Genomic DNA, 25,342 nt, shown 5'->3' on the forward strand with positions numbered 1-25,342 from the left:
GTGAGGAGACCGGAAATGACCGTTATTGCGACGATCGAGCAACTCGAGGCCATCTACGGCTTTCCGAATGATGCCTCGACCGTGAAGGTCGCGGACAAGGTCACGCCGGCCTATCGGGCGCTGATGGACAAGTCGCCGTTTGCTGCGCTCGCGACCTGCGGGCCGGAGGGGCTGGACTGCTCGCCGCGCGGCGACCTGCCGGGCTTTGTTCGCATCCACGACGAGAAGACGTTGATGATGCCGGATCGCCGCGGCAACAACCGCTGCGACTCGCTGCGCAACATCGTGCGCGATCCGAGGGTGGCGCTGTTGTTTCTCATCCCGGGCTCGGGCAGCACGCTGCGCATCAACGGCCGCGCGCATGTTTCGGCCGATCCGGACCTGCTCGCGTCGTTCGAGATGGAGGGCAAGGCGCCGCGCACCGTCATTGTCATGGCGGTGGAGGAGGTTTACTTCCAGTGCGCGCGCGCCATCGTACGCGCCGACCTCTGGAATCCCGACAAGCGCATCGACCCCAGGTGCTTGCCGACGCCCGGCCAGATCCTTGCCGAGATGAGCGACAACACCGTCGGCGGCGAGAAATACGATCGGGAGTGGCCGGAACGCGCCCGGCAGACGATGTGGTAGGGCGCCAGTGTCTACTCAGCGATGCGTGCTCGAATTTGCGCAGACGATGAGTTCGTATTAGTGGCATCAGGCCGGCGGCGTCGTCGGTGGCCACGCGTCATCCTGAGGGAGAATGCAGGCAATTGCCCGGCCGCGGCTTCTGCCCGCGCTTGTCGATAGGCACGTTGCAATTATCGATCCGTTGCTCGTCCATCCACTTCCTGCCCATGCGTTCTTTCCCGGTGAGTGACGGCCCGTTGGCGGGTACAGCCGTTTCAGCGTTTGTTGCGTTTTGGTCAGGCTGCCTGTCCTGCGCAAAAGCGCCCGACGCGATGCACATCGCGAAAAGAAAACTGATCAAACCCAAGTGAACCCTCAAGTGAATCGGTTCCATAGTGGCCTCGCCAAAAGAACTCGGGCGCCAGCTTAAACATGTCAGGATTCGCGTAGCCACCCGGAACCTGCAAGCAACGGGTCAGTTGCCTCCCATCACGTTGTGCGTGCTTCAAGAGAAAGGAGAGGCAGTGAAGCTGAAAGAGCTCATGATTGCTGGTTGCTCCATCCTGGTTTTGAGCACCGGCGCAGCGTTGGCGGGTCCGTGTGACACGGGCCGTGCGGCCAAACTCAGAGACGCTGGCTCGGGACCGGCGAAGATGGGTGAAAGCCAAACAACGGGTATGGCCAGTAGCACCAGTCAACATCCGCCGACCGACAAGATGAATCAATCGACCGGAGATGTTGCGGCATCTTCGCAGGATACGCAGCGGCAGATGCAAGGCGAGCCGACGGCCGCACAGCAGGCCGAAGGCGCCAAACCTGACAGCAAGACCACAGAGGCAGACAAGGATTGCTGAAGGCGCGGAGCCGAAGCCGTGACGGAGTCGCCGAGCCCGTCGGCATCTCGACCGGAGCGTCCGTCGTCGAAGACAAACCGAATTCACGAATTGTGACCGACGACGGATGCGTCGATCCGCCGCTTTCCCTCGCTCATTTTGTCCAAGAGCGAAGTAGGTTTGTCCAAGAGGGAAGTTTCGGGTGTCGGGTGCGTCGGTATACCGTCAACATCCGCTCTTCCGTGCTTGCGCTACGTTCGAGGTCAACCTAGTTTTGATGCCGGTACGAACGTCGTGCCAACACTGCTTGGGAGAAACCCTGATGAGTTGGAAGACTCCGAAGATCGTGGAAGTGTCGGTGGGCATGGAAATCAACATGTACGCCTGCGCGGCGCGTAAATAGACGCGTCGAAACGGTCTGCCCGGCTCCGGCAACAGCCTGTTGCCGCGGGTCGGGCAAACTGTACGATCCCCAGAAAATTACGATCCCCAGAAAATTCCACTGCCTGCAGCAAGGCAGGGCGCGGATCCTGCCAAAGTGATCAGGAATCCCTTGCTGACCGCTACCGCAAGGCGATCCGGTCAAGAATCCTCCCCGTTCCGACCTGCATCCCAAGCGTTCTGCATTCCAAGCGTTCCCATGGCTCGCCGATGGTCCCGGCATCATGCTAGGTATGTCCTCGGCCGACTCCGCCGGACTTGCCGGTTCAACCCCATGACCCGCTGAATGCGAATGTCGACGCGTGCAAAGACCTTCCAGGCGGCGGTCGTGTCTCTTGCAGCGCTGATGCCGGCCTGCGGCCACGCCGAGGGCATCGATACCGAGCATCTGTTCGGCTTCATGATCGGCACCGATATCGGCAATGTCGGTGAACGGGAGTTTCAGAGCGAGACGACCGGGCGGTTCGGCAAGAACGGCGGGCGTTATCGGGCCGTCGGTCAGGAGTTCGAACTGGAGTTTGTGCCTGTCCGGAATTTTCGAATCGAGATCGGCAGTACATTTGCGTCACATCCGATCAGTGGCGTGCCGGGTCTTGACGACCAGCGCCGGCTATCGTGGCAGGGCGGGTCGGTCGATCTGCGCTACCGCTTTCTCGATCGGCAAACGGCTCTATTCGGGCTCACGCTTGCGACGGAAGCGCATGCTCATCGTGTCGATGAGGCCACGGCTGAAGGGGTCCGCAGTTTCGGGACGGAGTTCAGGCTGGCGTTCGACCGGGAGCTCGTGCCGAACCGCGTCGTCGCGGCGTTCAACCTGATCTACGAACCGGAGTGGACGCGCGTTATCGGTAGTGGCGCGATGGAGCTGGAATCCACCGCAGGTGCGGCGCTTGCGGTAATGGCGCAGCTGCGCCCGGGTTTCCTGTTGGGCGGTGAAGCGCGTTACTTGCGAAAATATGACGGGACCGGTTTGGAGGAACTTGCAGGACAGGCGTTATTTGTCGGTCCGACCGCGTATTTCCAACTGTCGAAACGCTCGCGACTGACCGCGAGCTGGAGCGTTCAGGCATGGGGGCGTCCGGCCGGGTCAACGGCCAACCTTGATCTCGCCAATTTCGAGCGTCACCAGGCACGTCTGGTATTTGGCGTTAACTTTTAGGGGGCTGGAGGCCACGTACGCGGCCCGGTTCCGGCTTTTCACGGGGTAGTGAAACTTTAAGACGCCCGTTACCGTAGCTTTTTGCGTTATCAATCGGGGAGCAACTCAAGGGATATCGGGCATGACTCCAATAGACTTGATCGTGACCGTCTGTGCGGTGCTCTCGCCGACCACCTGCGAGGAAACCCATCTGGTCTTCTCTTCAGATGTTTCGTTACGGCAGTGCACCATGGCTGCGCAGCCCTACATCGCGCAGTGGGTTAGCGAGCATCCGAAATGGACCGCGGTCAAATGGCGTTGCGAGTATCCACGTAACAACCAAAAGGCATTCCATGACGCCGTGTGGTCCGTAGCCTGAGCTGTCGTCGGCGGGAAGGCTGTCGCGGCTACTTGTTGCAGTCTTTCAAATCCTTGTCCGCGATCGAAAACACGGCGTCGGCCTTGATTTCGATGCCGCGAACGAAGCAGTGTTTCGCGCCGCGATAGCCGACCTTGGCGTCATAGCGTCCCGGCTCCACGCCCGTGATGCGCAGGCGCTCGTCGTGGTCGACTTCCTTGTCCTTGTCGTTCAGGGTTTGGTTAGGTCCCCAGTCGTTCTTTCCGACCGGGGAAAGCTGAAATTCCGAAACGGTCGAGGTGGTCAGATTCCAGAGCCGGATGCCTTTGCCCTGTGCGGCAAGTTCGCCGGTGCTCGCCAACAACAGCGCGACCAAGGCCAGTATCCGTCCCATCACGCAATCCTCCCAAAATGAACCTGGGGCCGTCGCTACCTTATCAGACGGTCACTGTTTTTCGCCTTGTCAAAATTCTTTGCCTGGTCGAGGCCAACTGGATCGGTCAATTTCACCGAAGCGAGATCGGCGCCGTCGAAATCGGTGTTGATGGCCGTCACACCCGTGAGGTCGGCCCCTCCGAGTTGGGCGCCCTTGAGAGAGGCGCCTGTCAGGTCGGCGCCTTTCAGTGAGGCAAACTCAAGATCGACGCGCGACAGGTCGGCGCCGCGCGCGTTCAGCCTTTCCAGCTTGGCGGATTTCAGGATCGCGCGCATCAGGCCCATCGATTGGTTGCGCATGTCGGCGCCCAGATTTGCTCCTGCGATCGAAGCTCCGACAAGGCTGGCGCCGGTGAGATCAGCAGCGACGCGTGCGCCCGAAAGATCGGCGCCGTCCAGGCGGGCGCGCGCCATCTGCGCAGCGAACAGGTTCGCGCCCTTCAGGCTTGCGCCGGTCAGGTCCGCCTCGAGCAGCCACGCCTGGTCGAGGATGGCACGGTCGAGTCTGGCACCGGCGAGCTTTGTCTTGTTGAGCCGTGCCGCGCGAAAAATCGCGCCGGATAGGTTGAGCCCGGAGAGATCGAGACCGGACAATCGTTTTCCCGTGAAATCGGCAGGCGCGGCGCCGGTCGCCGCGGCGAGCGCGGCCTCGACCTCGGCACGGGTCATTTCAGCAGAGACCATATCGGGCGACGACAGGTCCACGTGGCGCATCATGTCCTGCGCCGTCGCCGTCATGGTGACAAGCGCAAGACCGAGCGTTGCGATTCCGATAGAGCGTTTCATCTCCAACCCCGCCGATGACGTATCTTAGCACCGGCCTCAAGCGCTGCCTATGAGGCATCCCGCTTGGCGGGCGTGCCGTTGATCCGCCGCATGATGTCCAACTTGATCGCAGCGATTTCGGCGTCGCCGCGCTCGCCGCGCGGTGTGCGGATAGGCAGGTCGGCGAGAATCTGCGCCGGGCGCGGCGATAGCAGGAACAGGCGGTCGCCAAGGCGAACCGCGTCATCCACGTCATGGGTGACCAGCAAGGTTATGACGGAACGGCCACCCATCAACATGGCGATCTCATCGCGCAGACGGGCGGCGAGGGCTACATCAAGCGAGGCCAGCGGTTCGTCGAGAATGAGAAACTCCGGCTCGATGGCGAACGCACGGGCGAGGGCGACGCGCCGGGCGAGGCCGAGTGATAGTTCGCCGGGAAAATGGTTGAGATGTGCTTTCAGTTCCAGAATTTCAAAGAGGGCTGAAAGCTTTGCCTCATTGGCCAGAGGCGCGACGAGTCGTACATTTTCTTCGACCGACCGCCAGGGCAACAGCCGTGGCTCCTGGAACACGAAGCCTATGCGCGCGCCGGCGGGACGTGAGACGCGGCCCTGAAAGTCGTGGTCGAGGCCGGCGAGAATCCTGAGCATCGTGCTCTTGCCGCAGCCGGATGGACCGACCAATACACCGACTTCTCCTGCATCAAGTGTAAAGGCCACGCCGGCGATCACGTCATGCTGTTCGCCCGCCGCGCTTTTGAACGTCTTGCTGGCGATATCGACCTCAAGCCGCACGGGGACGCCACCGGGATAGCCGGGCCTCAAATGGCTGCACCAACAAGGTTTCAATGAGGAGCACGACTGCCGCGAAGCTCAGTGAATAGGCAAGCAATAGCGGAATGTCGAACAACTGGAACGCCACGCCAATCTCGAAGCCAATACCATTCGGACGTCCGAGCAATTCCGCAACCAGGACGATCTTCCAGACCAGGGAAAGTCCTGATCGCGCGGCGGCCGCGATATAGGGCGACAGTTGCGGCAAAATGACGTGGCGGAACTTCTTCCAGCGCGGCAACGCAAATACGGTCGCCATCTCGTCAAGCGCCGCCTCGAGGGCACGCGTCCCCTCGCGCAGCGTGACGACGGCTGTCGGGAGTTTGTTGATGGCGATTGCCGCAATTGCGGCGACTTCGGTCAATCCGGCCCAGATGTAGGCGAGCACGATGACCACGAGCGCCGGCAGATTGAGCAGCAGGATCAGCCAGGGGTCGCCCAGCCGATCGGCAAGCCGTACCCGGCCCATCAGGTATCCGATCGCGGCGCCCAGCGACATCGCCAGCGTGAAGGCGAGCGTAACGCGCGCCAACGTCACGCCGAGATGGAAGAATAAGTCACCTGACCTCGCTTCCGCAATCATGACCGTGAGCACGGTGGGGGGAGGTGGCAGCTTCGCGTCACCGGCAAACAGCGAGCCGATCCACCAGGTTGCGAGGAGCACGGCGAATGACAGCAGGCGCGGCACCTCAGCCTCCCGGGATCGCGTGATAGAATGTCCCGGATTCGAGTTCAGGCGCCGGCCCGACAAGTTCGCGGCCGCCGATGTCAGCCAGCACGCGGTAGAGAATGCGCGCGTCGGCTTCTTCGTCGGCGACCGGGCGACGTGGAATTCCCTCCCGATAGCGATCGCGATAGGCGCGCAGCGTTGCGTCGTCGGGGGCGCCGGTCAGTGGCGCAATTTTCTCCCACTCCGCGTCCGAGGTCGACAGGATCTCCTTTGCGGCGCGGGTCATGGCGATGAAGCGGGCAATTTTGTCCTGGTTTGCGTTCGCCCATTTTTCGTCGAAGACGTAGCCGATCATCGCGGTGCGGCCCTTGGCGCCGAGTTTCGGCAGCAGATCCTCAATGCCGGCGATGCGGCGGAAACCCTTCGCTTCCAGTCCGGCGCAGAAATTCCAGTAGTTCAAGGTCGCATCCATCTCCCCGCTGAGCGTCTTCGCAGCCAGCAGCGGTGGCGCGCCATAGGCGATTGTCGCGTCCGACTTCAGGTCGATGCCGCTCTGCTTCAACCACGCCAGCAGCAGCAGCCAGCTCTTGTCGATCGGGCCACCTGCAACGGCGAGCTTGCGGCCCTTGAGATCGGCCAAGGTCTGAATCGGTGATGAGGCAGGCACCATCACGGCGCCGAGCGCGCTCGAATAAGGATAGAATGTCAGTTTGGCGCCAAGCCCGCGTTCGCGCGACACCCAAAGCCAATCGGTGACCACAATGTCGGCGTTCCCGGCGCGAAGCGCTATCTTACCCGCCTCCGGGCTCGCCAGTTCGAGAATCTGGACCGAAAGGTTGGCCTGCTTGTCGAGGCCGTGCGCGCGGATCACTGCGAGTTCCCAGGCGAATGTTCCGGTCTTCTGCACCGCAACGCGCAAAGCCTCGGCGCTGCAACACGTGCCGAGCGAGACAGTAACAATCGTAGCAAGCAGCATGCGAACAAAAAATTTCATGGCGCCTCGAGCCGTTTCCTCGAACGTCTGCTTTTCAGCGGGACAGTCATAGCATAGCTTCCACGGTTAGCAGCGGAAGGAAGACGATGATGCTTGTCGGATCGGTACGACGTATTGTCGCCGCGTTGACGGCGCTGATGACGATGGCAGCGCTCGCGCGCGCCCAGGACATCAACGATTATCCGACGTCGGCGCGCGTCGAATACGCGTTTGGCTGCTTGAAGGCAAATGGCGAGACGCGGCAGGCGATCGAGCAATGCTCCTGTTCGATCGATGTTATCGCTTCGCTCGTGCCCTATGAGCGCTATGTCACGGCCGAAACCGTGCTCAGCGTGTCGCAGGTCCGGGGAGATATGGGCGGACCATTCCGTACATCCGAGCAGGCGGCAAATGCGCTCAAACAGCTCAGGCGGGCCCAGGCCGAAGCGGAAGTACGCTGTTTCTGAAACGGCGGAGCGCCAACGCTTCGGAGGCGCCGACTATCAGGCGGCAGCCGTTTCCCCCGTGCCCCGGACGCAGCGCGGCACGCGAGTGACGCGCTGCAGAGCCGGGGCCCATGTCAGCAGAGCGCACGATGTCCGAAATGGGTCCCGGCTCAGCGGAGCAGCGCTATCGCGCTGCACCGCGTCCGGGATACGGAAAGTACTCCATCCGCGGGATCAAATTCCGGAATCGTCGATCTTCCATTCGCGCTGGAAGACGTGTCCTTCGGTATCCTTGGCCTCGGCACGGAAATGTTTCGCGCCATTCGACACGTAGGTGAACCTGATATTGGGATCTTCCGAAATCGAAATGCCGCCCTCCATCGTCAACACCAGGCTGTCGTCCTGCCAAAGCCGCAGTTCATTGATGAAGAATGCCGGGACATATAGTTGCGTGACCTGGTCCATCTGCAGGCCGGAATTGTTGGGATGGCCGATCATGATCTGGGCCTCGCGCGCGCCGTTGGCGGGGCCTTCACCGGCTTTCCCGAACTGCCGGTAGCGCATCTGGCCTAATCTGCTCTTGGCTTCGTCGGCATTTTTGGCGGCGGGCGCCGAGCAGCCGCCGGACGCCTTCACATAGGTCTTGGTCATGTAAAGTTTGCCGTCGCTGAGTTCGGCCACCGCGTGAACATCGGTGTAATTGTTGACGCGGACGCGGGTGGAGATCTCAGACACTTGGGCGTCCGGCCCGAGCTGGAATTTTGCGGCCATCGGCGCAGGGTTCTGGTCGATGACGAGCGTAATGTTCAGCACCTTGCGGCCGTCGCCGGGCGAAAGCTTCGTTCGCAAGGTCACCGGCACAACTGCGGCATCCTCGGCGCGCGACGGCATTTCGATGGCGATCACGTCGCTGCCATCGTTCATCGGGCGATTGTTGAAGATGTCCTGGACCAGGCCGGGCCAGGGGTCTGGCGTTGCCGCAAGCGTCAGCGGCGCGCCGAACAGCAGCAAGCCAGCGACGCCGAGCAGGCGAAAAAGATATCCGGGCATGCACCACCTTCGCAACGGATGGAGGCAACGAACGCAATAAACGAACGCAATATAGGGCAACGCCCGCGTCATTCCCATTCAATTTCCGAAAATGCTGCGGTTGCGTTGCGGGCGTTGAAGTCGTCGAACAATTCCCATCGGGATCGCTCGGAGCTCGCTGCCGTGCCGGCGGCCGCGATCGGCTGGCCGCGGGCGATGAGCCCACGTACGTCTGAGGCCAGCGTTTGGAGATAGCGGCGCTGGTCGGCAAGGGCGACCGGCCACCCGCTCACAGGACCGTGACCAGGAACCACGCGCTGTGCGGGCAGCGCGCTGAGCTCACCGATTGCGGCCAGCCAGCCGCGGAGGCTGCCGTCCAGCACGGGCGTGTGGGCCAGAAACACCAGATCGCCCGCGAACAGAGTTCCGGTTTTTTCGTCAAGTACCGTGAGATCGCAATCACTATGCGCGGCAGGCCATGCCCGCACGACGAGGGGCCGTCGTCCGAGATCCAGATTGAGCGTGCCGCTGACGAGCAGCGTTGGCGGCACGATGCGTATCTCGTCGATCAACTGATCGCCCATGGTACGGCGAAATGCATCGAGATAGAATTGTCCGCGCGCGGCCAGCGCGCGTGGCAGGTTCGCGTGGCCGATGAAGGTCGTGCCATCCTGCACGAACGCGCCGTTGCCGAAAACGTGATCGGGGTGGCCGTGCGTGTTGATGACGTACCGGATCGGCTTGTCGGTTCGGGCACGAATAGCTGCCATCAGTTGTCGTCCCTCGCGAAGGCTGCCGCCGGTATCGATCACCGCGACCGCGTCCTCGCCAACGATGAAACTGACATTCGCAATCGCGCCCTCGTTCTCGCGCGTCATCTGCGCGATTTGGCCGTTATGCACAAATATGCCATCGGCGACGGAGTTGACGCGCAACTCCTGTTGCTGCGCGAACGCGGCCATTGCCGGAGCGAGCATCGCCAGCGCGGCAAGGATCAATGCGGGATGAGCCATATTTTGGCCTCCGTCTCACCAAGAAGCGCTATCGGCAATCCCATGTTTCATCGCGCCTACGTTTGCGTCGCAGCACAGGCGGCGAGTCCGCTCCGGGGATTATTCCTGTTGCACGCTCCAATTGACAAGCATAGCATTTTGCCTGTCTGCGGCTTCAACGGAACTCCGTTCGTCGAGGTTGCCGATATTTCTCCGAATTGGCAACCATGGCGGGCCGGAAGTGCAGCAGCTTTCGATGATATATGCCGGACGTAAGCGCTGGCTGGCGATTGCAACATTGGCGATCATCGCCGTACTCCTCGGGCGAGATGACGCTCGCGCCCAGATCAAAGAAGGCGGCGATTTGTCGATCGAGCTCGTCGATCCCAAGGTGCTGCGCGTCTGCGCCGACCCGCACAATTTGCCGTTCTCCAACGACAAGGGTGAGGGATTCGAGAACAAGGTCGCAGAACTGTTCGCCGAGAAGCTGCACAAAAAGCTCGATTACATGTATTTCCCGCAGGCGACCGGTTTCGTCCGGATGACGCTTGGCGCCCATCGTTGCGACGTCATCATGGGCTTCCCGCAGGGCGACGACTTGGTTCAAGGCACCAATCCCTATTACCGCACCGCCTACGCGCTGGTCGCTAAGAAAGGCAGCGGCCTCGAGGAAGTGACGACGCTGGAAGACGAGCGCCTGAAGGGCAAGCATATTGGCATCGTGGCCGGCACGCCGCCTGCCACGAACATGGCGGTCAACGGCCTGATGGCGAATGCCAAACCATATCAGTTGATGGTCGATACCCGACTGGACTCGTCGGCGGAGGCCATGATCGCCGACCTGATGTCCGGCAAGATCGACGCCGGCATTCTCTGGGGACCGATGGCGGGCTTCTATGCGAAAAAGGCGAACCCGCCGCTTCACGTCACGCCTCTGGTGAAGGAAAAGACAGGCCCACGATTGGCGTACCGTATCGGCATGGGAGTGCGTGCCGCCGACCAGAACTGGAAGCGGCAGCTCAACCGCGTGATCCAGGAGAACCAGACCGCCATCAACAAGATATTGCTGGACTACGGCGTTCCCTTGCTGGACGACAACGACCGGCCGATCGGCGCAGAGACGGCAACGAAAGCGCCATGAAGGAAGCGCTCGCAGGCCTGGTCCTTGCGGCACTCACATTCATTGTCCCGGCATCAGCGCAGGAAGGGCCTTCCGAGCCCGACGGGTACCGCATGGAAGATTACCGCGCGCCGGTTCCCGCGACGCTTGCCGGTGCGCGCGTTCTGACGACCGCGGAGGCCGCCTCGATCTGGCGAGCCAAGGCGGGCGTATTTATCGACGTAATGCCTCGCGCGCCGAAGCCGCAAAATCTTCCTCAAGGCACCGTCTGGCGCGACCAGCCGCGACTCAACATTCCCGGCAGCATGTGGCTACCGGACACCGGCTACGGCAAGCTCGCAGCGGCGACGGAAGATTATCTGCGGCGCGGGCTCGTCCGCGCGACGGCGGGCAACGATAACGCGCTGGTGGTAATTTACTGTCAGGCCGATTGCTGGATGTCCTGGAACGCGGCAAAGCGAATCCTGACATACGGCTATTCCAATGTGGCGTGGTACCCCGAAGGAACCGATGGCTGGGAGCGCGCCGGCTTGGATTTAGCCGAGTCGCTACCGGAGCCGCGGACGGTCGAGGAGGCTTCATCGCCGCGTTAGCAACTATTCCATCTCTTGCTGAATCGTTCTTCCGAGAGCGAACAGGCGCTGGTCGATCGCCGTTGGAACTTCGCAGACGAATTTGATGACATTGCGCCGGTCTTCGAAGATGCGCGTCTGCCAAACAAGCTGGTTGCCGAGGTCGTCGATTTTCGCCTGGTCGGGCGGCGTTTCACTCTGCAACGCCTGCAAGGCAAGCGTGTCGGCGCGGATCTTGTCCGCCGCCTCGCGCTGTTTGCGGGTGACGCGCTCCAGCCCGTTCATAACCTGGGAGCGTTGGGCATTGAGGGATTCGAACAGACCGGCAAACAGCAGTTTTCCGCTTGCGGTCTTGTCGGCGGCACCGCTCAGATACTCCGCAATCGCCTTTTGTGCTTCCTCGAGCGGGGTCCGCCTTGCCGCCAACTTGGCGACCAGCGCGCTGACCGTGGCATCGTCCTTCCATTTGCCGGAGATATCGTCGAGCGGCGGGCCTGCCCACACCGCGGCAAGGGAAATCTCGGGCACCTTGGCTTGGGTGCACGGCCAGTCCGGATAGCGGGGATCGGCCGCATGGCCGAGCGTGGCCGTCGCCGTAACGGCAAGCCATGCTGCGATCGCGACCCGATATTTCATGCCTCGCCTCCAGCCGGTCCGCGGCGGATCAAGCCGCGCGACGGATCGTATGCGTAAATTGCGCCGATCATGAAGGCGATCGTGCAGCCGCCGACGACCGCGAGCGCGATCCAGTTCAGTTGTCCGTACAGCGCGAAACGTATCAGCTCCACGGCGTGCGTGAATGGATTGAACAGGCAGACATAGTAGAGCATCGGGCTGCTCTCCAGGATACGCCACAGCGGATAGAGCGCTGAGGAAGCAAAGAACATCGGAAAGATGACAAAGTTCATCACGCCCGCAAAATTCTCAAGCTGCTTGATGCCGGAAGAGATCAGCATTCCCAAGGCGCCGAGCATCAGGCCGGACAGGACCAGCGCCGGTAGCACCGTGAGATAGCCGGCCGGCGGCGGCGCGATATCCCAGAACCAGGCGATCAGCAGAAAAGCATACACCTGGAGCAGCGAGACCGCGGTTCCCGCCAGAAGCTTGCAGGACAAGAGAAACCATCGCGGCAGCGGGCTGACAAGCAAGGTCCGCATATTGCCCATCTCGCGGTCATAGACCATGGAGAGCGAGGACTGCATGCCGTTGAAGAGCTGGATCATCGCCATCAGGCCGGGCGCGATGTAGACCTCGTACAGAATGTAGGTCTCGTACGGCGGGATGATGGAAAGGCCGAGCACCTGACGGAAGCCGGCGGCGAAGATGAACAGCCATACCAACGGCCGCACCAGCGCCGAGACGAAGCGTTCACGCTGATGCAGGAAACGAAGCGCCTCGCGCCACACAATGCCGTTCAGGCAGGTGAGATATTCGGCGAGCGAGAAGCCGCTTCGGATTGGCCTTATGGTGGTTGCGGAAGTCATGATGTTGGGCTCCCGCTTGGTGCGGTGGAGCCGGTCAGCCGCATGAACGCCGTGTTGATATCGCTGCCGCCGGCATCGGCGATGACCTGCGCCACCTTGCCCTGGGCCAGTACCCGGCCCTGATGCAGAACCACCAGATCGTCATTCGAGCCGATCTCGTCGAACAGATGCGTCGCCCACAACACGCTTATTCCCTGTTCGGTAACCAGTTGGCGGACGTGGTTGAGGATGTCGGCGCGTGCCTTGACGTCGAGGCCGACTGTCGCCTCGTCGAGCAGGAGCAGGCGCGGGCGATGCAGCAGCGCCCGCGCGATTTCCAATCGTCGCATCTGGCCGCCGGAGAGGTCGCGCACCTTGCTGCCGGCGCGGTCGTCAAGGCCGATGCGCGCCAGCACCTCGCGGCTGCGTACGCGGGCATCGCGCCTGGCGATGCCATGCAAGGCGGCGTGATAAAGCAGGTTCTGCGTCACCGAAAGATCGAGATCGAGCGTGCGGGGCTGAAACACCACGCCGAGCAACCGTAATGCTTCGCCGGGCGCATGCGCGACGTCGTGGCCGAAAATTCCGATATGTCCGCGCTGGATTCCGAACAGCCGCGTGATCAGCGAGAAGAGGGTGCTCTTGCCGGCGCCATTCAGGCCAAGCAGCGCCGTGAAACTTGCCGGTGCGACGGTGAAGCCGATGTCGATCAGCGCATGCCGCGCGCCATAGGAATGGCTGACGCCGTCGATCGACAATGCAGGCATCTCCGCGGCTGCGGGCCGGGAAGGGATGTCCTGCATGTTCTGACCGGCGGAAAATGCGTCAGTGGCCGTCATGGTTGTGCAATCGTGATACCCCAGGGCAGTTCACCGACCTGGATCGTCTTGATGACCTTTTGCGCGGCGACGTCGATCACCGAGACGTCGTTCGAAACGCCATTGGTAACCATCAGATATTTCTCGTCCGGGGTGAATGCCATGTGCCACACCCGTTGCCCCACCAGCAGATATTTGGTGACCTTGTGGCTGGTGGCATCGACGACCGCGACGCGATTGGCAGGGCCGAGCGCGACGAAAGCGGTCTTGCCGTCCTTGGTCATGCCGATGCCGACCGGCTGGATGGCCTCGCTCCGCAAGCCGGGAATCTCGAATTCAATCTTTTTCATCACCTCCCGCTTGACCGGATCGATCACCGAAACGGTGCCGCCGATCTCCGAGGATACCCACACTTCGGAATTGTCACGCTTGAACTCGGCGAAGCGCGGGCGCGCATCGACCAGCACGTTGGCGACGATCTGGTGCGTCTTGGTATCGATAAAATGCGCCATGTTGGTCGTCTCGGACGTATTGATCAGGATTGCGCCATCCGGGCTGATCGCCATGCCCTCCGGCTCGACGCCGACCTGAATTTCGCCGAGACGCGTACGCTTCTCGACGTCGATGATGGTCACCGTGTTGTCGTTTTCGTTGGCGACGTAGAGGATCTTGCCGTCAGCATCGAGGGCGAACAGTTCGGGATCCGGGCCGGAGGGCAGGGTGTCGACGACCTCCTGCTTGGCAACGTCGATGACCTGAATGCTGTCGTCGTCGCCGACGGCCACGAACACAAACTTGCCGTCTCTCGTGAATTCGATGCCACGCGGCCGCTGGCCGACCTTGATCGTCTTGGTGACGGTCCAACTGTTGGTATCGATCACAGATACGGTGTTGCTCTTCTCGTTGGAGACATAGGCGATGAAGGCCAAGGCAGGGGTCGCCGTCGCAAGCCAGGCAGTCATTCCGAAAATCAGGCACCACCGCCACATGCGCAATTTCTCCTCGTTCAACGTAGCTTGCATTTGGTTTCCGGCCGATCGGCGCCAAGCGTGTCAAGCTCCGACACCTGGTGCAGGAATCCCTCCTGCGGCGAAACCGAGACCACCATGCGTCCATCGACCAGCAGGATCGGTTGACGAAGCTGCAGATTCCAGTTCCGCAGCGTCAACCGCCGGCCCTTGAACGCCGCAATGGAAAAGTCGGGCCCTTTTAGGAAATCCGACACTGCTTTTGTATCACCAGATTTGGTGCGCGACGCTGCTTCACCGATCATACGCGCTGCCGTCCATGCCTGCATGTCCAGTGCGGTCATGTGTCGCGAATTCAGTTTTGCAAACCGGTTCTGGATCTGGATCGCGCCCCATTGATCCTGCGCGGCGTGCCAACTGGATGGAACCAGCCCCGCCGAGCCCGCAACCGGCCGCGGGTCCCAGGTGCGGTAGGGCAGATAGGACGCGAATACCTCGCTTTCGTCCGCAGCGACGAGGACGTCGTAGGCAGGCGCTTGCTGGGTGAATACCGGCATTTGCCGCTGGATCAAGGTGACCCCGCTGTCGGTACGACGGGCGCCGCCGGTATCCTCGAAAATTCGTTCCTGAACGATCCTGGCGCCGAAGCGCGTCGCTGCGCGTCGCAATGCGTCGGCGTACAGTTTGTCCCGATCATGCGAACCGACGACGAACAGCCAGCGCTTCCATTGCTTCCATACCAGGTACTGGGCGAGTGCATCCGCGAGCATCGAGCGCGTCGGCGCGACATGGATCACGTTGGCGCGACAGTCCTGCTCGCGCAGCCGGTCGTCGATCGCGCCGGCATTTAGTAGCAGCGTTCCGCGATCGCGAAGCGCGTCGGCCGCCTTCAATAAATCGTCCGCCGGAAGGTCGGCAATGATGAAGCCGGTGCGTTCGGCAAGCGTTGCTGCTGCCTTCGCGACGTCCTCATTGTCCTTGAGCCGAACTTCCTCCAACTTGAAGTGTTGATTGAGGAACTTTCCCGTGGTGTTGTTGTCCTCGATGGCAAGGCGTGCGCCGGCAAGGCCGTCGTTCTCGGCCGGCAGTTCGACGAGCGACAATTTCGGCTTGACGCCGGCGCGGCCGAGATAGCCGACGCCGATCTCGATGGGGTCTGCCGCCAGCACGGGGGTAGCCGCGATGCTCAAGCCGATCGCAGCAACCAACCATCGGATCATGGCTCCTCCCTGACAGGTCCTCTCGACTTCGCCGCACGAAGACCTTTGCCTTGAACCATGACCGAATTGTCTTGGCTTGCAACTCAATTTTGTTGGGACGGCTTCACGCCGCTTCAGCCCTTCAGGCGCTCGGCGTGCCAGCGCAGATGATCGGCCATGAACGTGGAGATGAAGTAGTAACTGTGGTCATAGCCGGGCTGCCGGCGCAGGGTGAGGGGGATGTTGGCCTTCTCGCATGCGCCTTGCAGCAGTTCCGGGCGGAGCTGTTCCGTCAGAAACTGATCGGCATCGCCGTAGTCGACCAGCAGATCGGACAATCTGGCGCCGTCCTCGATCAGCGCCACCGCGTCGTGCTTGCGCCACGCTTGCCTGTCGTCGCCGAGATAGCCGCCGAGCGCCTTGATGCCCCACGGCACTTGCGACGGAGCGACGATCGGCGAAAACGCGCTTGCCGCGCGATAGCGGTCGGGATGGCGCAGCGCGACCGTCAGCGCGCCATGACCGCCCATGGAGTGGCCAAGAATGGATTGTCGATTAGGGTCGATGGGAAAATTTTCGGCGACCAGCTTCGGCAGCTCTTCCGTGATATAGCTCCACATGCGGTAATTGCGGGCGAACGGCTCCCGCGTCGCATCGACATAGAAGCCGGCGCCAAGCCCGAAATCATAGGCATTGGCGGGATCGCCGGGCACGCCTTCGCCGCGCGGGCTGGTGTCGGGCGCAACGAAGATCAATCCAAGTGCGGCGCAGGCGCTGCGGAATTCGCCCTTTTCCGTCACGTTGGCGTGGGTACAGGTCAGGCCGGAGAGATACCAGACCACCGGCAGCCTGGCGCCACCGGCATGCGGAGGGACATAGACCGAGAAAGTCATGTCGGTCCGGGTTTCGCGGCTGGCGTGTCGATAGACGCCCTGCGTTCCGCCGTATGACGTGTTGAGTGAAACGGTCTGCATGGTCATGATCTCTGGACTCCTGTACGGCGCGGCATGCCCTTAGGCTACGCCGCTTTCGATTGCCAGCCGCACCAGCTCGGCCGAAGTTCGTACGCCGAGCTTTTGGCGCATGATCGACGATGTATTGGCGACTGTTTTGTACGAGGAATGAACCAGCCACGCGATCTCGGAAAGGCTCTTGCCGGCGCTAAGCAGGCGCAAGATCTCCATTTCCCGCGAGGTGAGTTTGGCAAGCGGGCTGCGGGCGAATATGGGGCCGGCGAACGCGATGCTGCGCGCGATCGCGGAGGGCAGGTAGACCCCGCCTTTGCCGACTTCACGAATGGCCTCGACCAGATCCTGCGGATCGCCCGTCTTGGCGACATAGCCCTTGGCGCCGATTTCGATGGCGCGCGCGGCGAAGACCGGATCGTCGTTCATGCTGAACATGATGATCCGAGCGGAAGCGGCGCGCGCAAGAATGCGCCGCGCCAGTTCGAACCCCGACACCGTCGGCAGGTTGATGTCGATGACGCAGATGTCGGGGCGCTCAGTGACGAACACGCGTTCGCCGCTCTCCGCATCGGCGGCCTCCAGCAGCACGACCTCCGGTTCGTCGGCAAATACGGTACGGCAGCCCGAAGCAACGATGGGATGATCGTCGACGATCAGAACACGCATTGCATCGATCCCCGATAGCCGCTTCGATTCCGTTGCTGCATCGCGTCAGGCTGTAGCGGTGCCGGCGCGAGGCCGGCCATGCATCGCCCGCGAGATTGCTGTACGCTTCAATCTGATCGTCGGTTTTTCTACTGTCAACGGTCCTCTCGATGGAGGAACGGATTGCGACGCGATTGGGGCAAACCTCATGTGGCAGAAATTATCGTTGCGTGCCCGGATTAATTTGCTGCTGGCGTTGGGTCTGACCCTCGCCTTGGCAATCAATATCGCGCGGCTCGTGGCAGAGGCGGGGCCCCGCGTTCGAGCCGAGGATCAAAGCGTCATAAAGCTGGCGCGCGAATTCGTGGAGACGATCATCCCCAGCCTGAACGAGGCGCCGGACCCGGATGCGCGGCTCGACCAGATCGTTCGCGACCTCAGCCGGCTCCGGCACGTCAGCATCACGCGACAGGGCGATGCCTCCGCCGGCGAGCGCGCCGGCAACGGCGACGACGAACGGTCGCCGCCGGCGTGGTTCATCGCGCTCGTTCATCCGGAAACGACCGCCGTGAGCGTGCCGATCACCATCCATGGAAAGCCGCAGTCGCTGGTGATCACCTCGCATCCGAACGATGAAATGGCCGAGATCTGGGATGGAATCATCACCCAGCTTGCGGTCAGTTCCGCCCTCGCCATCGCGCTCTTTCTGGTGACGATGACGGTGGTTGGCCGCGCGCTGGCGCCGCTGCAGGCGCTTTCCCAGACCATGGCGAATATCGAGGCCGGGCAATATGGTTCACGTGTCGAGCCCGGCGGCGCGCCCGAACTGGCGGCGATCTGTGCCAAGCTGAACCACCTGGCGGGCGCACTCGGCGAAGCGGTCGAGGACAAGCGCCGCCTCGCCGAACGCACGGTCTCGCTGCAGGATCTGGAGCGCAAGGAGATTGCGCGCGAATTGCATGACGAGTTTGGGCCGTATCTCTTTACGCTGCGCGCCCACGTCGGCGCCCTGATGCGGCTTTCGGAAGACGGGCGTGCGCCCGCGGCAGATGCATTGCGCAAGCATGGCACCGCCATCATGGAGCAGATCAACGCGCTTCAGCAGTTCAATCGCAGGATACTGGAAAAGCTGCGGCCCGTCGGACTGGCGGAACTTGGATTGCGCGAGGCGCTCGGCGTGCTCTTGCGTTTGTGGCGCGAGTCCCGTCCCGACGTAACCATCGACGCCAACATTGCGAGCGCGTCGGATGAGACCGGAGAAGTTACGGACTTGACGGTTTACCGTATCGTGCAGGAAGCCTTGACGAACGCCTTCCGCCACGCCGACGCGACCGCCGTCAGCGTCACGGTCGAACAGGCTGCAGGCATAAATGGAAGCCGCGGCTGCGCCCTGGTGCGGGTCAGCGACAACGGTCGCGGTTTGGCGCCGGATCACAAGTTCGGATTCGGCCTGATCGGCATGCGCGAGCGAATACTGGCGCTGGGCGGTACGCTGAATGTCGTCTCCGGAAAAGGGGGCGTCACAGTGGAGGCGGTCGTTCCCCACGGATCGCGCCACTGATAGATTGCGAATCGCTGTGCGGGAATTTTTCCCGGTCTATTCGGGAGGAATGCATTTCGGGAACCAGACCTTTTGCGGCTAGCGTGTGTCGTTGTCTCCTCACTAGTATCGTCCGCATCGAACCGGCTGTCGCCAATGTGGCCGGAGTGTAGTGGGGTGGGGACATGGGTGCACGCGTACTGGTGATCGGGACAATCTCGCTCTGCCTCGTTCCCGGGATCGACCGTGCCGAGGCCCAAACCAGCGATAGCGAGGTGTTGCCCGCCATCGAGGTAGTTGCTCCCCCGACGACATCAGCACGACCGGCTGCCAGGCCAACCCGCGGCAGTGCGGCACCTCGACCCACCCGAAATGTGCGCAGGGTTCTTGTCTATCCGACCGCGCCCACGCCGACGGTCGGCTCGGGAATGGATGTCGACAAGGTGCCGGCGGCGGTCAACGCCGTCGGTGCCGGGCAGATCGCGCGCACCAGCTCGCCGAACATCGCGGATGCATTGCAGCAACAGGTACCGGGTATCGTCCTCAGCGACACGACCGGAAATCCGTTTATGCCCGACGTACAATTTCGAGGTTTCGTTGCATCTCCGGTCTCCGGTACGCCTCAGGGACTGGCGGTTTACCAGAACGGGATGCGCATCAACGAAGCGTTCGGCGACACTGTCAATTGGGACTTGATCCCGACCGCCGCAATCAGATCGGTCACCGTCGTAACCAACAATCCCGCATTCGGTCTCAATGCACTGGGCGGAGCCGTCAACGTGCAGATGAAGGACGGATTCAACTATAAGGGTGCCGAAATCAACACGATGGGCGGCTCGTTCGGACGCATCCAGAGTTCGGCGCAGTACGGCAAGCAGATTGACAATGTTTCCGTCTATGGCGCGCTCGAAGGCGTGCGTGACAACGGCTATCGCAATTTTTCGGAGTCGGCGATTCGCCGCTTTTACGGGGATGTCGGCTATCGGACCGATAGCAGCGAGTTTCACCTCAACGTCGGCCTTGCCAAGAACAATTTCGGCGCGGCGGCGGCGGTGCCGGTCGAACTGCTGCAGAGGTATTGGGGCGCGACCTATACAACGCCGCAGACCACCGACAACCGCGTTGCCTACGCCAATCTGACCGGAAAGGTCGAGGCGACGCCGACCTGGACCATCGAAGGTTCGGCGCGCGTCCGGGCATTCCGGCAGAAGACGGTGGACGGAAACCCGACCGAGACGGAGCCGTGTGACGCCGATTCAACGCTGCTTTGCTTCAACGAAGACGACACCACGCCGGGAGCACCGGCGAACGGGCTCAACGGAGTCCAGCTTGCAAATCCCTTCCCCGACACTGCGGTGCTGGGCCAGATCGACCGGACAACGACCCGTTCGACGACGACCGGGGCGACCTTGCAGGCAACCAATACCGACCAGTTGTTCGGACACAACAACCAGTTCATGGTTGGCGCCAGTTTCGACTCGGGCGTCACGCGCTTCGGCGCCAGCGCGGAACTGGGCACGATCGGTCCAAATTACGTCGTCAGCGGCAGCGGCATATTCCTCGGCCGGTCCGGCGAGCCCGTATCTATCGGCCCAGTCTCGCTTCGCGCCACCAACCGGTACACCGGCATCTATGCGCTCGACACGTTCGACGTGACCGACGCGTTCTCGATTTCGGGCGGCGGCCGCTTCAACTATGCAAACATCGTCCTTCAGGATCTGATTGGCACTGATCTCAACGGCAATCACACATTCAGCCGCTTCAATCCCATGATCGGCGGCACCTACAAGATCACGCCGGGCTTGACGGCCTATGCCGGTTATTCCGAAGCCAATCGCGCACCGACCCCGCTGGAACTCGCATGCGCCGACCCTGCACGCCCCTGTATCGCTGCGGCATTTCTCATTGCCGACCCGCCGCTCAAACAGGTTGTGTCCCGCACCGTTGAGGCCGGTCTGCGTGGTACCAGGGAGCTGAATATCGGAACGCTCGGGTGGAAAGTTGGCGCGTTCCGCGCGACCAATGCCGATGACATCCTGGCGATCCCAAGCCCGGAGCTGCAGGGGTTTGGCTACTTCCAGAATGTAGGCCGAACGCGCCGCCAAGGCATCGAGGCCCAGGTCAATCTGACGTCGAAGACACTGCAGCTATATGCCAGCTATGCCCTCGTGGATGCGCGCTTCCTCGACGCGCTGCAGATAGGCTCCCCCAGCCCGCTCGCAGTTGACGGCAATGTCCAGATCCTGCCGGGCAACCGAATTCCGGCGATACCCCGCAACCGGGTCAAGTTTGGCATCGACTACTCGATCACCGACGCCTTCAAGGTTGGCGGCGATGCGTTGTTCGTCGGCAGCCAGTATTTTGTCGGCGATGAATCCAATCAGTTCGCGAGGCTGCCAGGGTATGCTGTTTTCAATCTCCACACCTCGTATCAGATCAACAAGAACCTCCAGATCTATGGGCGCGTGGACAACATCCTCGACAATCGCTATGCGGTCTACGGGACGTTCTTCGAAAGAGGCGACGTGCCCAATTTCGCCAATGGCGGCGCTGAGTTCACCGACCCGCGTTCGGTCAGCCCGGCGCGGCCCCGGGCCTTCTACGCCGGCCTGAAGGCTACCTTCTAGGCCCGGATATAACGCGGGAGAGTGTGCGGCATCTCTGCGGCAAAATATCAGCCTGCCGGACGTTCTCGTCAGGAAACATCCGGCACCGGATCGGCGCAGTGCGCCTTGTGGATGGCGGAGGGAACGAACCCAAAATGCTTCCGGAACACACGGCTGAAGTGCGACGAACTCGAGAAGCCCCACGAAAATGCGACATCCGTAATCGTCTTTCCGTGCTGGGTCTCCAGCTCCTGGCGGCAATGCAGCAGTCTCGCCCGCCAGATATAATCGCTTACGGTCATGCCCTTGTCGCTGAACAGCATGTGCAGATAGCGCTTGGTGCAGCCCAATGCCGCCGAAATCTGGTCGATGCAAAGTTCAGGGTCGCGCAGATGTTCGCGGATGAATGCTTGAGCCCGAATGTACATCGCCTCGGGGCCGACGCGATCGAACATCGTATCGGCCTCGCGCAGCGGCAACAGCAGCAGATCGATGAGCGAATCGGCAACGCCGATGGCGTTGTAAGGCGACAGCCTGTTCGCTTCGTCAAACGCGGTGTGCACGAAGTCGTAGGCGATGCGGCCGGTGCCGTTCCGCGCCGAGAGCTTGCACGGCAGCATCTTCGCCGTGCGGAAGCCGCGTTCGTGAAGCAGCGCCTTTGGGACGATCACGACCTCGTGCCGGGTCAACGAGGGGCTGACGATCGTGTGCGGGCAGGAGACGTCATAGGCGAGGCAGTCGCCGGGCATGATGTCGATGCGACGGCCAGCCTGTTCGAAATGAGAGATGCCGTAGGTCTGGAACAATATCTTGACGTAGGGGTGCTCGCTCAGTTTCGTGCCTGAGACTGTATGCGCGATGCGATGCTGGCTTGCCTCGATCTGACACAATTTTAGCTGCGAAACGGTTGTGTAATTTATCCGCCCCTCGAGCGACGAACCTTCCAGCGGATCGACGTCAAACTGGCCGCACAGATCTGTCAGTGCATCTGACCAAGTTTGGAGCTGCTTCTTCGGCGCCAATCCGGAGGTGCTGAGTGAACGAACTGTATCAGACATTGCCCAGCCACCGATTTGAGAACAGGCCGCGACCTCCGCCTCGGCGTCGGTCAGATGGTCGTGACATTTGGCCCCAATTTAGGCAGTCGTCCGGGAAGTTGCGCGGATTCTTCCCAATATCCCGTTGACAATCCTCCAACTTAGTTTCGGCGGCGTCAAGGGAAACCTCGACCGGAAGCCGCGCAGGGAAGTCGTGGGAACACGCCCACGGAATGATGCTTCGCAGCATCACGGCAGAGCCGGAACGTCGCGCCGGTCCGAACCTAAAAAAATCAATTAAGTTTCGCTATTGAGCAAACGCGCTTCGCTCTTGGGCAAGTTTCCTATGTCCGACCGGGATAGGAATAGGGACCAAGAATGGAAAATGGGCCGTCTCGGCGGAAACCCAAAACTCTTTAATCTGGGAGGAAACCACTATGCGCAAGGTGCTATCCGCAGCCTGTCTTGGCGCTATGGCGACATTCGTTGTCGACGTCGCATACGCCAACGAAGAACTGATCAAGATGTCGCAGAACCCAAAGGACTGGGTGCAGCCGGCCGGCGACTACGCCAATACGCGCTACTCGAAGCTTAACCAGATCAACGCATCCAATGTCGGCAAGCTTCAGGTCGCCTGGACGTTCTCGACCGGCGTGCTGCGCGGCCATGAAGGCGGGCCGCTCATCATCGGAAACATGATGTACGTCCACACGCCGTTCCCCAACAAGGTCTATGCTCTTGACCTTTCGCAGGAGAACAAGATCGTCTGGAAGTACGAGCCGAAACAGGATCCGAACGTCATTCCGGTGATGTGCTGCGATACGGTCAATCGCGGCGTGGCTTATGGCGACGGCAAGATCTTCCTGCACCAGGCAGACACCACGCTGGTCGCGCTCGATGCCAAAACAGGGCAGGTCGCGTGGAGCATGAAGAACGGCGATCCGGGCAAGGGCGCCACCGGCACCTCCGCGCCGCTGGTCGTCAAGGACAAGGTTCTGGTCGGCATTTCCGGCGGCGAGTTTGGCGTGCAATGTCACGTCACGGCTTACGACCTCAAGAGCGGCAAGCAGGTTTGGCGCGCCTACTCCGAAGGACCGGACGATCAGATCCTGTTCGACCCGGACAAGACGACAGAGCTCGGCAAGCCTGTCGGCAAGGACTCGAGCATCAAGACCTGGCAGGGCGACCAGTGGAAGATTGGTGGCGGCTGCACATGGGGCTGGATGTCCTATGACCCCAGTCTGAACCTCGTCTATTACGGCTCGGGCAACCCCTCGACCTGGAACCCGAAGCAGCGTCCGGGCGACAACAAGTGGTCAATGACCGTCTTCGCGCGCAACCCTGACGACGGAAAGGCCAAGTGGGTCTATCAGATGACGCCCCATGACGAGTGGGACTATGACGGCGTCAACGAAATGATCCTGAGCGACCAGAGCGTCAACGGCCAGGAGCGCAAGCTGCTGACCCATTTCGACCGCAACGGTTTGGCCTACACGATGGACCGTGTCACGGGCGAGCTTCTGGTCGCCGAGAAGTATGATCCGAAGGTGAACTGGACCACCGGCGTCGACATGAACAAGAGTTCGCCGACCTACGGGCGTCCCAAGGTTGTCGATCAGTATTCGACCGAAAAGGGCGGCGAAGACAAGAACACCAAGGGCATCTGCCCGGCCGCGCTCGGCACCAAGGACGAGCAGCCGGCAGCCTATTCGCCCGATACGCAACTGTTCTACGTGCCGACCAACCACGTCTGCATGGACTACGAGCCGTTCAAGGTAAGCTACACCGCGGGCCAGCCCTATGTCGGCGCGACCCTGTCGATGTATCCGCCCCAGGGCGAGAGCCACATGGGCAACTTCATCGCCTGGGACAACAAGACCGGCAAGATTGTCTGGTCGAACAAGGAGCAGTTCTCGGTGTGGTCGGGAGCGCTCGCGACGGCTGGCGGCGTAGTGTTCTACGGAACGCTCGAAGGCTATCTGAAGGCAGTCGATGCCAAGACGGGCAAGGAGCTCTACAAGTTCAAGACCCCGTCCGGCATCATCGGCAACGTCACGACCTATGAGCAGGGCGGCAGGCAGTATGTTGCAGTGCTGTCCGGTGTTGGCGGCTGGGCGGGTATCGGCCTTGCCGCAGGTCTGACCGAGCCAACTGAAGGCCTCGGCGCAGTCGGTGGCTACGCCGCGCTGGCCAACTACACCGCGCTCGGCGGCACGCTCACGGTGTTCGCGCTGCCGCAGTAAGTGCTACCTTCGTTCCGACGCGTGGCTCGTGCCACGCGTCGGTTCGTCTGCCATCGAATATTGAGGACAATCTCTTGCGTATAATCTGGTTGTTGGCGGCCACTCTCGTTTTGATGGCCTCCGGAAAGCTCGTTCTAGCCGATGACGCGGTCGATCCGAAGGCCGTCAAATCCGAGGACGGAAAGTATTTCGACAAGGAAGGCAGTCCTACCTTCAATGTCGGAGCCGACGGTACCGTCGATTGGTACACTTATTCGGGATTTCGCCGCTATCATTCGGAATGCCATGTCTGCCATGGCCCTGACGGGATGGGGTCGACCTACGCGCCGGCGCTTAAGGACTCGCTGAAGACGATGAGCTACGGCGACTTCGTCGGGGTCGTCGCGAGCGGCCGCCAGAACGGTAACTCCGTCATGCCAGCCCTCGGCGACAATCCGAATGTCGCCTGCTACATGGACGATCTTTATGTGTATCTGCGTGCCCGCGCCCATGATGCCGTCGGGCGCGTCCGACCTGCGAAGAAGGAAGACAAACCCGACGCGTATACCGAGACAGAAAAGTCCTGCATGGGAGCCAAATGATCATGCCGAACATGCGAGGCGCGCGTTCCGGCAGGCCCGTGCAGCGACTTGAAAAGAAAA

General features: G+C 61.5%; 28 protein-coding genes. 12 read left to right on the forward strand and 16 right to left on the reverse strand.

The genetic code is table 11. The features are described 5' to 3' along the window. Positions 1 to 15 precede the first annotated feature (15 nt). Positions 16 to 627 carry a pyridoxamine 5'-phosphate oxidase family protein gene (locus tag GWE18_RS01695; RefSeq protein ID WP_275184073.1) on the forward strand — a complete coding sequence of 204 codons (612 nt, stop codon included), beginning with the start codon at positions 16 to 18 and terminating at the stop codon, positions 625 to 627. Positions 628 to 724: 97 nt separating this feature from the next. Here GWE18_RS01695 and GWE18_RS01700 read toward each other — a convergent pair whose 3' ends face one another. Further along, the gene (locus GWE18_RS01700) at positions 725 to 973 is read right to left on the reverse strand and encodes a hypothetical protein (protein ID WP_275184074.1); all 249 of its coding nucleotides are present in this window, start codon (positions 971 to 973) and stop codon (positions 725 to 727) included. A gap of 157 nt (positions 974 to 1,130) precedes the next feature. Between GWE18_RS01700 and GWE18_RS01705 the strand changes: the two genes are divergently transcribed. The 4 genes from GWE18_RS01705 to GWE18_RS01720 all read left to right on the forward strand — a co-directional run bounded on the left by GWE18_RS01705 (position 1,131) and on the right by GWE18_RS01720 (position 3,397). Next, entirely contained in the window at positions 1,131 to 1,460 is a 330-nt protein-coding gene (locus tag GWE18_RS01705) for a hypothetical protein (protein WP_275184075.1), read from the forward strand. 301 nt (positions 1,461 to 1,761) lie between these two features. Then, on the forward strand, positions 1,762 to 1,842 hold the full coding sequence (pqqA, locus tag GWE18_RS01710) for a pyrroloquinoline quinone precursor peptide PqqA (protein WP_035728097.1): 81 nt from the start codon (positions 1,762 to 1,764) through the stop codon (positions 1,840 to 1,842). 384 nt (positions 1,843 to 2,226) lie between these two features. Further along, entirely contained in the window at positions 2,227 to 3,039 is an 813-nt protein-coding gene (locus GWE18_RS01715; RefSeq protein ID WP_275184076.1) for a hypothetical protein, read from the forward strand. A 121-nt stretch (positions 3,040 to 3,160) separates the two neighbouring features. Then, positions 3,161 to 3,397, forward strand: a complete 237-nt coding sequence (locus GWE18_RS01720) for a hypothetical protein (protein ID WP_275184077.1) — start codon at positions 3,161 to 3,163, stop codon at positions 3,395 to 3,397. A 28-nt stretch (positions 3,398 to 3,425) separates the two neighbouring features. Here the strand turns inward: GWE18_RS01720 and GWE18_RS01725 are convergent, their stop codons facing one another. From GWE18_RS01725 to GWE18_RS01745, 5 genes are read right to left on the reverse strand one after another with little or no spacing between them, the layout of a single operon-like run. Further along, a complete protein-coding gene (locus GWE18_RS01725; RefSeq protein ID WP_275184078.1) occupies positions 3,426 to 3,770 on the reverse strand; it encodes a hypothetical protein in 345 nt (114 codons plus the stop codon). 35 nt (positions 3,771 to 3,805) lie between these two features. After that, entirely contained in the window at positions 3,806 to 4,597 is a 792-nt protein-coding gene (locus GWE18_RS01730) for a pentapeptide repeat-containing protein (RefSeq protein ID WP_275184079.1), read from the reverse strand. 47 nt (positions 4,598 to 4,644) lie between these two features. After that, positions 4,645 to 5,373 (reverse strand): ABC transporter ATP-binding protein, encoded by a 729-nt coding sequence (locus GWE18_RS01735; protein ID WP_275184080.1) that lies wholly within the window; start codon positions 5,371 to 5,373, stop codon positions 4,645 to 4,647. Continuing rightward, positions 5,363 to 6,100, reverse strand: a complete 738-nt coding sequence (locus GWE18_RS01740) for an ABC transporter permease subunit (protein ID WP_275184081.1) — start codon at positions 6,098 to 6,100, stop codon at positions 5,363 to 5,365. The genes GWE18_RS01735 and GWE18_RS01740 overlap by 11 nt, the downstream gene beginning before the upstream one ends. 1 nt (position 6,101) lies before the next feature. Continuing rightward, positions 6,102 to 7,058: an ABC transporter substrate-binding protein gene (locus GWE18_RS01745; RefSeq protein WP_275184641.1), complete on the reverse strand. Its 957-nt coding sequence runs from the start codon at positions 7,056 to 7,058 to the stop codon at positions 6,102 to 6,104. Positions 7,059 to 7,162: 104 nt separating this feature from the next. Between GWE18_RS01745 and GWE18_RS01750 the strand changes: the two genes are divergently transcribed. Continuing rightward, positions 7,163 to 7,522, forward strand: a complete 360-nt coding sequence (locus GWE18_RS01750; protein ID WP_275184082.1) for a hypothetical protein — start codon at positions 7,163 to 7,165, stop codon at positions 7,520 to 7,522. Between the two features lie 213 nt (positions 7,523 to 7,735). Here the strand turns inward: GWE18_RS01750 and GWE18_RS01755 are convergent, their stop codons facing one another. Both GWE18_RS01755 and GWE18_RS01760 read right to left on the reverse strand, forming a co-directional pair. Continuing rightward, positions 7,736 to 8,551, reverse strand: a complete 816-nt coding sequence (locus GWE18_RS01755; protein ID WP_275184083.1) for a quinoprotein dehydrogenase-associated SoxYZ-like carrier — start codon at positions 8,549 to 8,551, stop codon at positions 7,736 to 7,738. 68 nt (positions 8,552 to 8,619) lie between these two features. Then, positions 8,620 to 9,543: a quinoprotein relay system zinc metallohydrolase 2 gene (locus GWE18_RS01760; RefSeq protein WP_275184084.1), complete on the reverse strand. Its 924-nt coding sequence runs from the start codon at positions 9,541 to 9,543 to the stop codon at positions 8,620 to 8,622. A 235-nt stretch (positions 9,544 to 9,778) separates the two neighbouring features. Between GWE18_RS01760 and GWE18_RS01765 the strand changes: the two genes are divergently transcribed. Beyond that, on the forward strand, positions 9,779 to 10,663 hold the full coding sequence (locus GWE18_RS01765; protein ID WP_275184085.1) for a substrate-binding domain-containing protein: 885 nt from the start codon (positions 9,779 to 9,781) through the stop codon (positions 10,661 to 10,663). After that, positions 10,660 to 11,235, forward strand: a complete 576-nt coding sequence (locus GWE18_RS01770; protein ID WP_275184086.1) for a PQQ-dependent catabolism-associated CXXCW motif protein — start codon at positions 10,660 to 10,662, stop codon at positions 11,233 to 11,235. The genes GWE18_RS01765 and GWE18_RS01770 overlap by 4 nt, the downstream gene beginning before the upstream one ends. 3 nt (positions 11,236 to 11,238) lie before the next feature. On the opposite strand, the gene GWE18_RS01775 is transcribed toward GWE18_RS01770, so the two are convergent. The 7 genes from GWE18_RS01775 to GWE18_RS01805 form a co-directional block, all read right to left on the reverse strand. Next, positions 11,239 to 11,850 (reverse strand): hypothetical protein, encoded by a 612-nt coding sequence (locus GWE18_RS01775; RefSeq protein WP_275184087.1) that lies wholly within the window; start codon positions 11,848 to 11,850, stop codon positions 11,239 to 11,241. Beyond that, entirely contained in the window at positions 11,847 to 12,698 is an 852-nt protein-coding gene (locus tag GWE18_RS01780; RefSeq protein ID WP_275184088.1) for an ABC transporter permease, read from the reverse strand. The genes GWE18_RS01775 and GWE18_RS01780 overlap by 4 nt, the downstream gene beginning before the upstream one ends. After that, positions 12,695 to 13,444, reverse strand: coding sequence for an ABC transporter ATP-binding protein (locus GWE18_RS01785; RefSeq protein ID WP_275184642.1), 750 nt, complete (start codon positions 13,442 to 13,444; stop codon positions 12,695 to 12,697). Before GWE18_RS01785 ends, GWE18_RS01780 begins: the two co-directional genes overlap by 4 nt. Before the next feature lie 68 nt (positions 13,445 to 13,512). After that, positions 13,513 to 14,457, reverse strand: a complete 945-nt coding sequence (locus GWE18_RS01790) for a YVTN family beta-propeller repeat protein (RefSeq protein ID WP_275184089.1) — start codon at positions 14,455 to 14,457, stop codon at positions 13,513 to 13,515. Positions 14,458 to 14,501: 44 nt separating this feature from the next. After that, positions 14,502 to 15,683, reverse strand: a complete 1,182-nt coding sequence (locus tag GWE18_RS01795) for an ABC transporter substrate-binding protein (protein ID WP_275184090.1) — start codon at positions 15,681 to 15,683, stop codon at positions 14,502 to 14,504. A gap of 113 nt (positions 15,684 to 15,796) precedes the next feature. Further along, positions 15,797 to 16,642: an S-formylglutathione hydrolase gene (gene fghA, locus GWE18_RS01800; RefSeq protein WP_275184091.1), complete on the reverse strand. Its 846-nt coding sequence runs from the start codon at positions 16,640 to 16,642 to the stop codon at positions 15,797 to 15,799. 33 nt (positions 16,643 to 16,675) lie between these two features. Next, positions 16,676 to 17,296: a response regulator transcription factor gene (locus tag GWE18_RS01805; RefSeq protein ID WP_275184092.1), complete on the reverse strand. Its 621-nt coding sequence runs from the start codon at positions 17,294 to 17,296 to the stop codon at positions 16,676 to 16,678. Positions 17,297 to 17,483: 187 nt separating this feature from the next. On the opposite strand from GWE18_RS01805, the gene GWE18_RS01810 reads away from it, so the two are divergent. Together GWE18_RS01810 and GWE18_RS01815 are read left to right on the forward strand one after the other, a co-directional pair. Then, positions 17,484 to 18,836, forward strand: coding sequence for an ATP-binding protein (locus GWE18_RS01810; RefSeq protein WP_275184093.1), 1,353 nt, complete (start codon positions 17,484 to 17,486; stop codon positions 18,834 to 18,836). A gap of 164 nt (positions 18,837 to 19,000) precedes the next feature. After that, the gene (locus GWE18_RS01815; protein ID WP_275184094.1) at positions 19,001 to 21,442 is read left to right on the forward strand and encodes a TonB-dependent receptor; all 2,442 of its coding nucleotides are present in this window, start codon (positions 19,001 to 19,003) and stop codon (positions 21,440 to 21,442) included. Between the two features lie 68 nt (positions 21,443 to 21,510). On the opposite strand, the gene GWE18_RS01820 is transcribed toward GWE18_RS01815, so the two are convergent. Beyond that, on the reverse strand, positions 21,511 to 22,479 hold the full coding sequence (locus tag GWE18_RS01820; RefSeq protein WP_275184095.1) for a helix-turn-helix domain-containing protein: 969 nt from the start codon (positions 22,477 to 22,479) through the stop codon (positions 21,511 to 21,513). 416 nt (positions 22,480 to 22,895) lie between these two features. Here GWE18_RS01820 and xoxF5 point away from each other — a divergent pair, with 416 nt between their 5' ends. Both xoxF5 and GWE18_RS01830 read left to right on the forward strand, forming a co-directional pair. Then, positions 22,896 to 24,701 (forward strand): lanthanide-dependent methanol dehydrogenase XoxF5, encoded by a 1,806-nt coding sequence (gene xoxF5 / locus GWE18_RS01825; protein ID WP_275184096.1) that lies wholly within the window; start codon positions 22,896 to 22,898, stop codon positions 24,699 to 24,701. A 113-nt stretch (positions 24,702 to 24,814) separates the two neighbouring features. Continuing rightward, positions 24,815 to 25,282, forward strand: coding sequence for a c-type cytochrome, methanol metabolism-related (locus tag GWE18_RS01830; protein WP_275184643.1), 468 nt, complete (start codon positions 24,815 to 24,817; stop codon positions 25,280 to 25,282). Positions 25,283 to 25,342 lie beyond the last annotated feature (60 nt).

This window comes from Bradyrhizobium sp. CSA112 (assembly GCF_029051645.1).
In the GTDB taxonomy this organism is placed as follows: domain Bacteria; phylum Pseudomonadota; class Alphaproteobacteria; order Rhizobiales; family Xanthobacteraceae; genus Bradyrhizobium.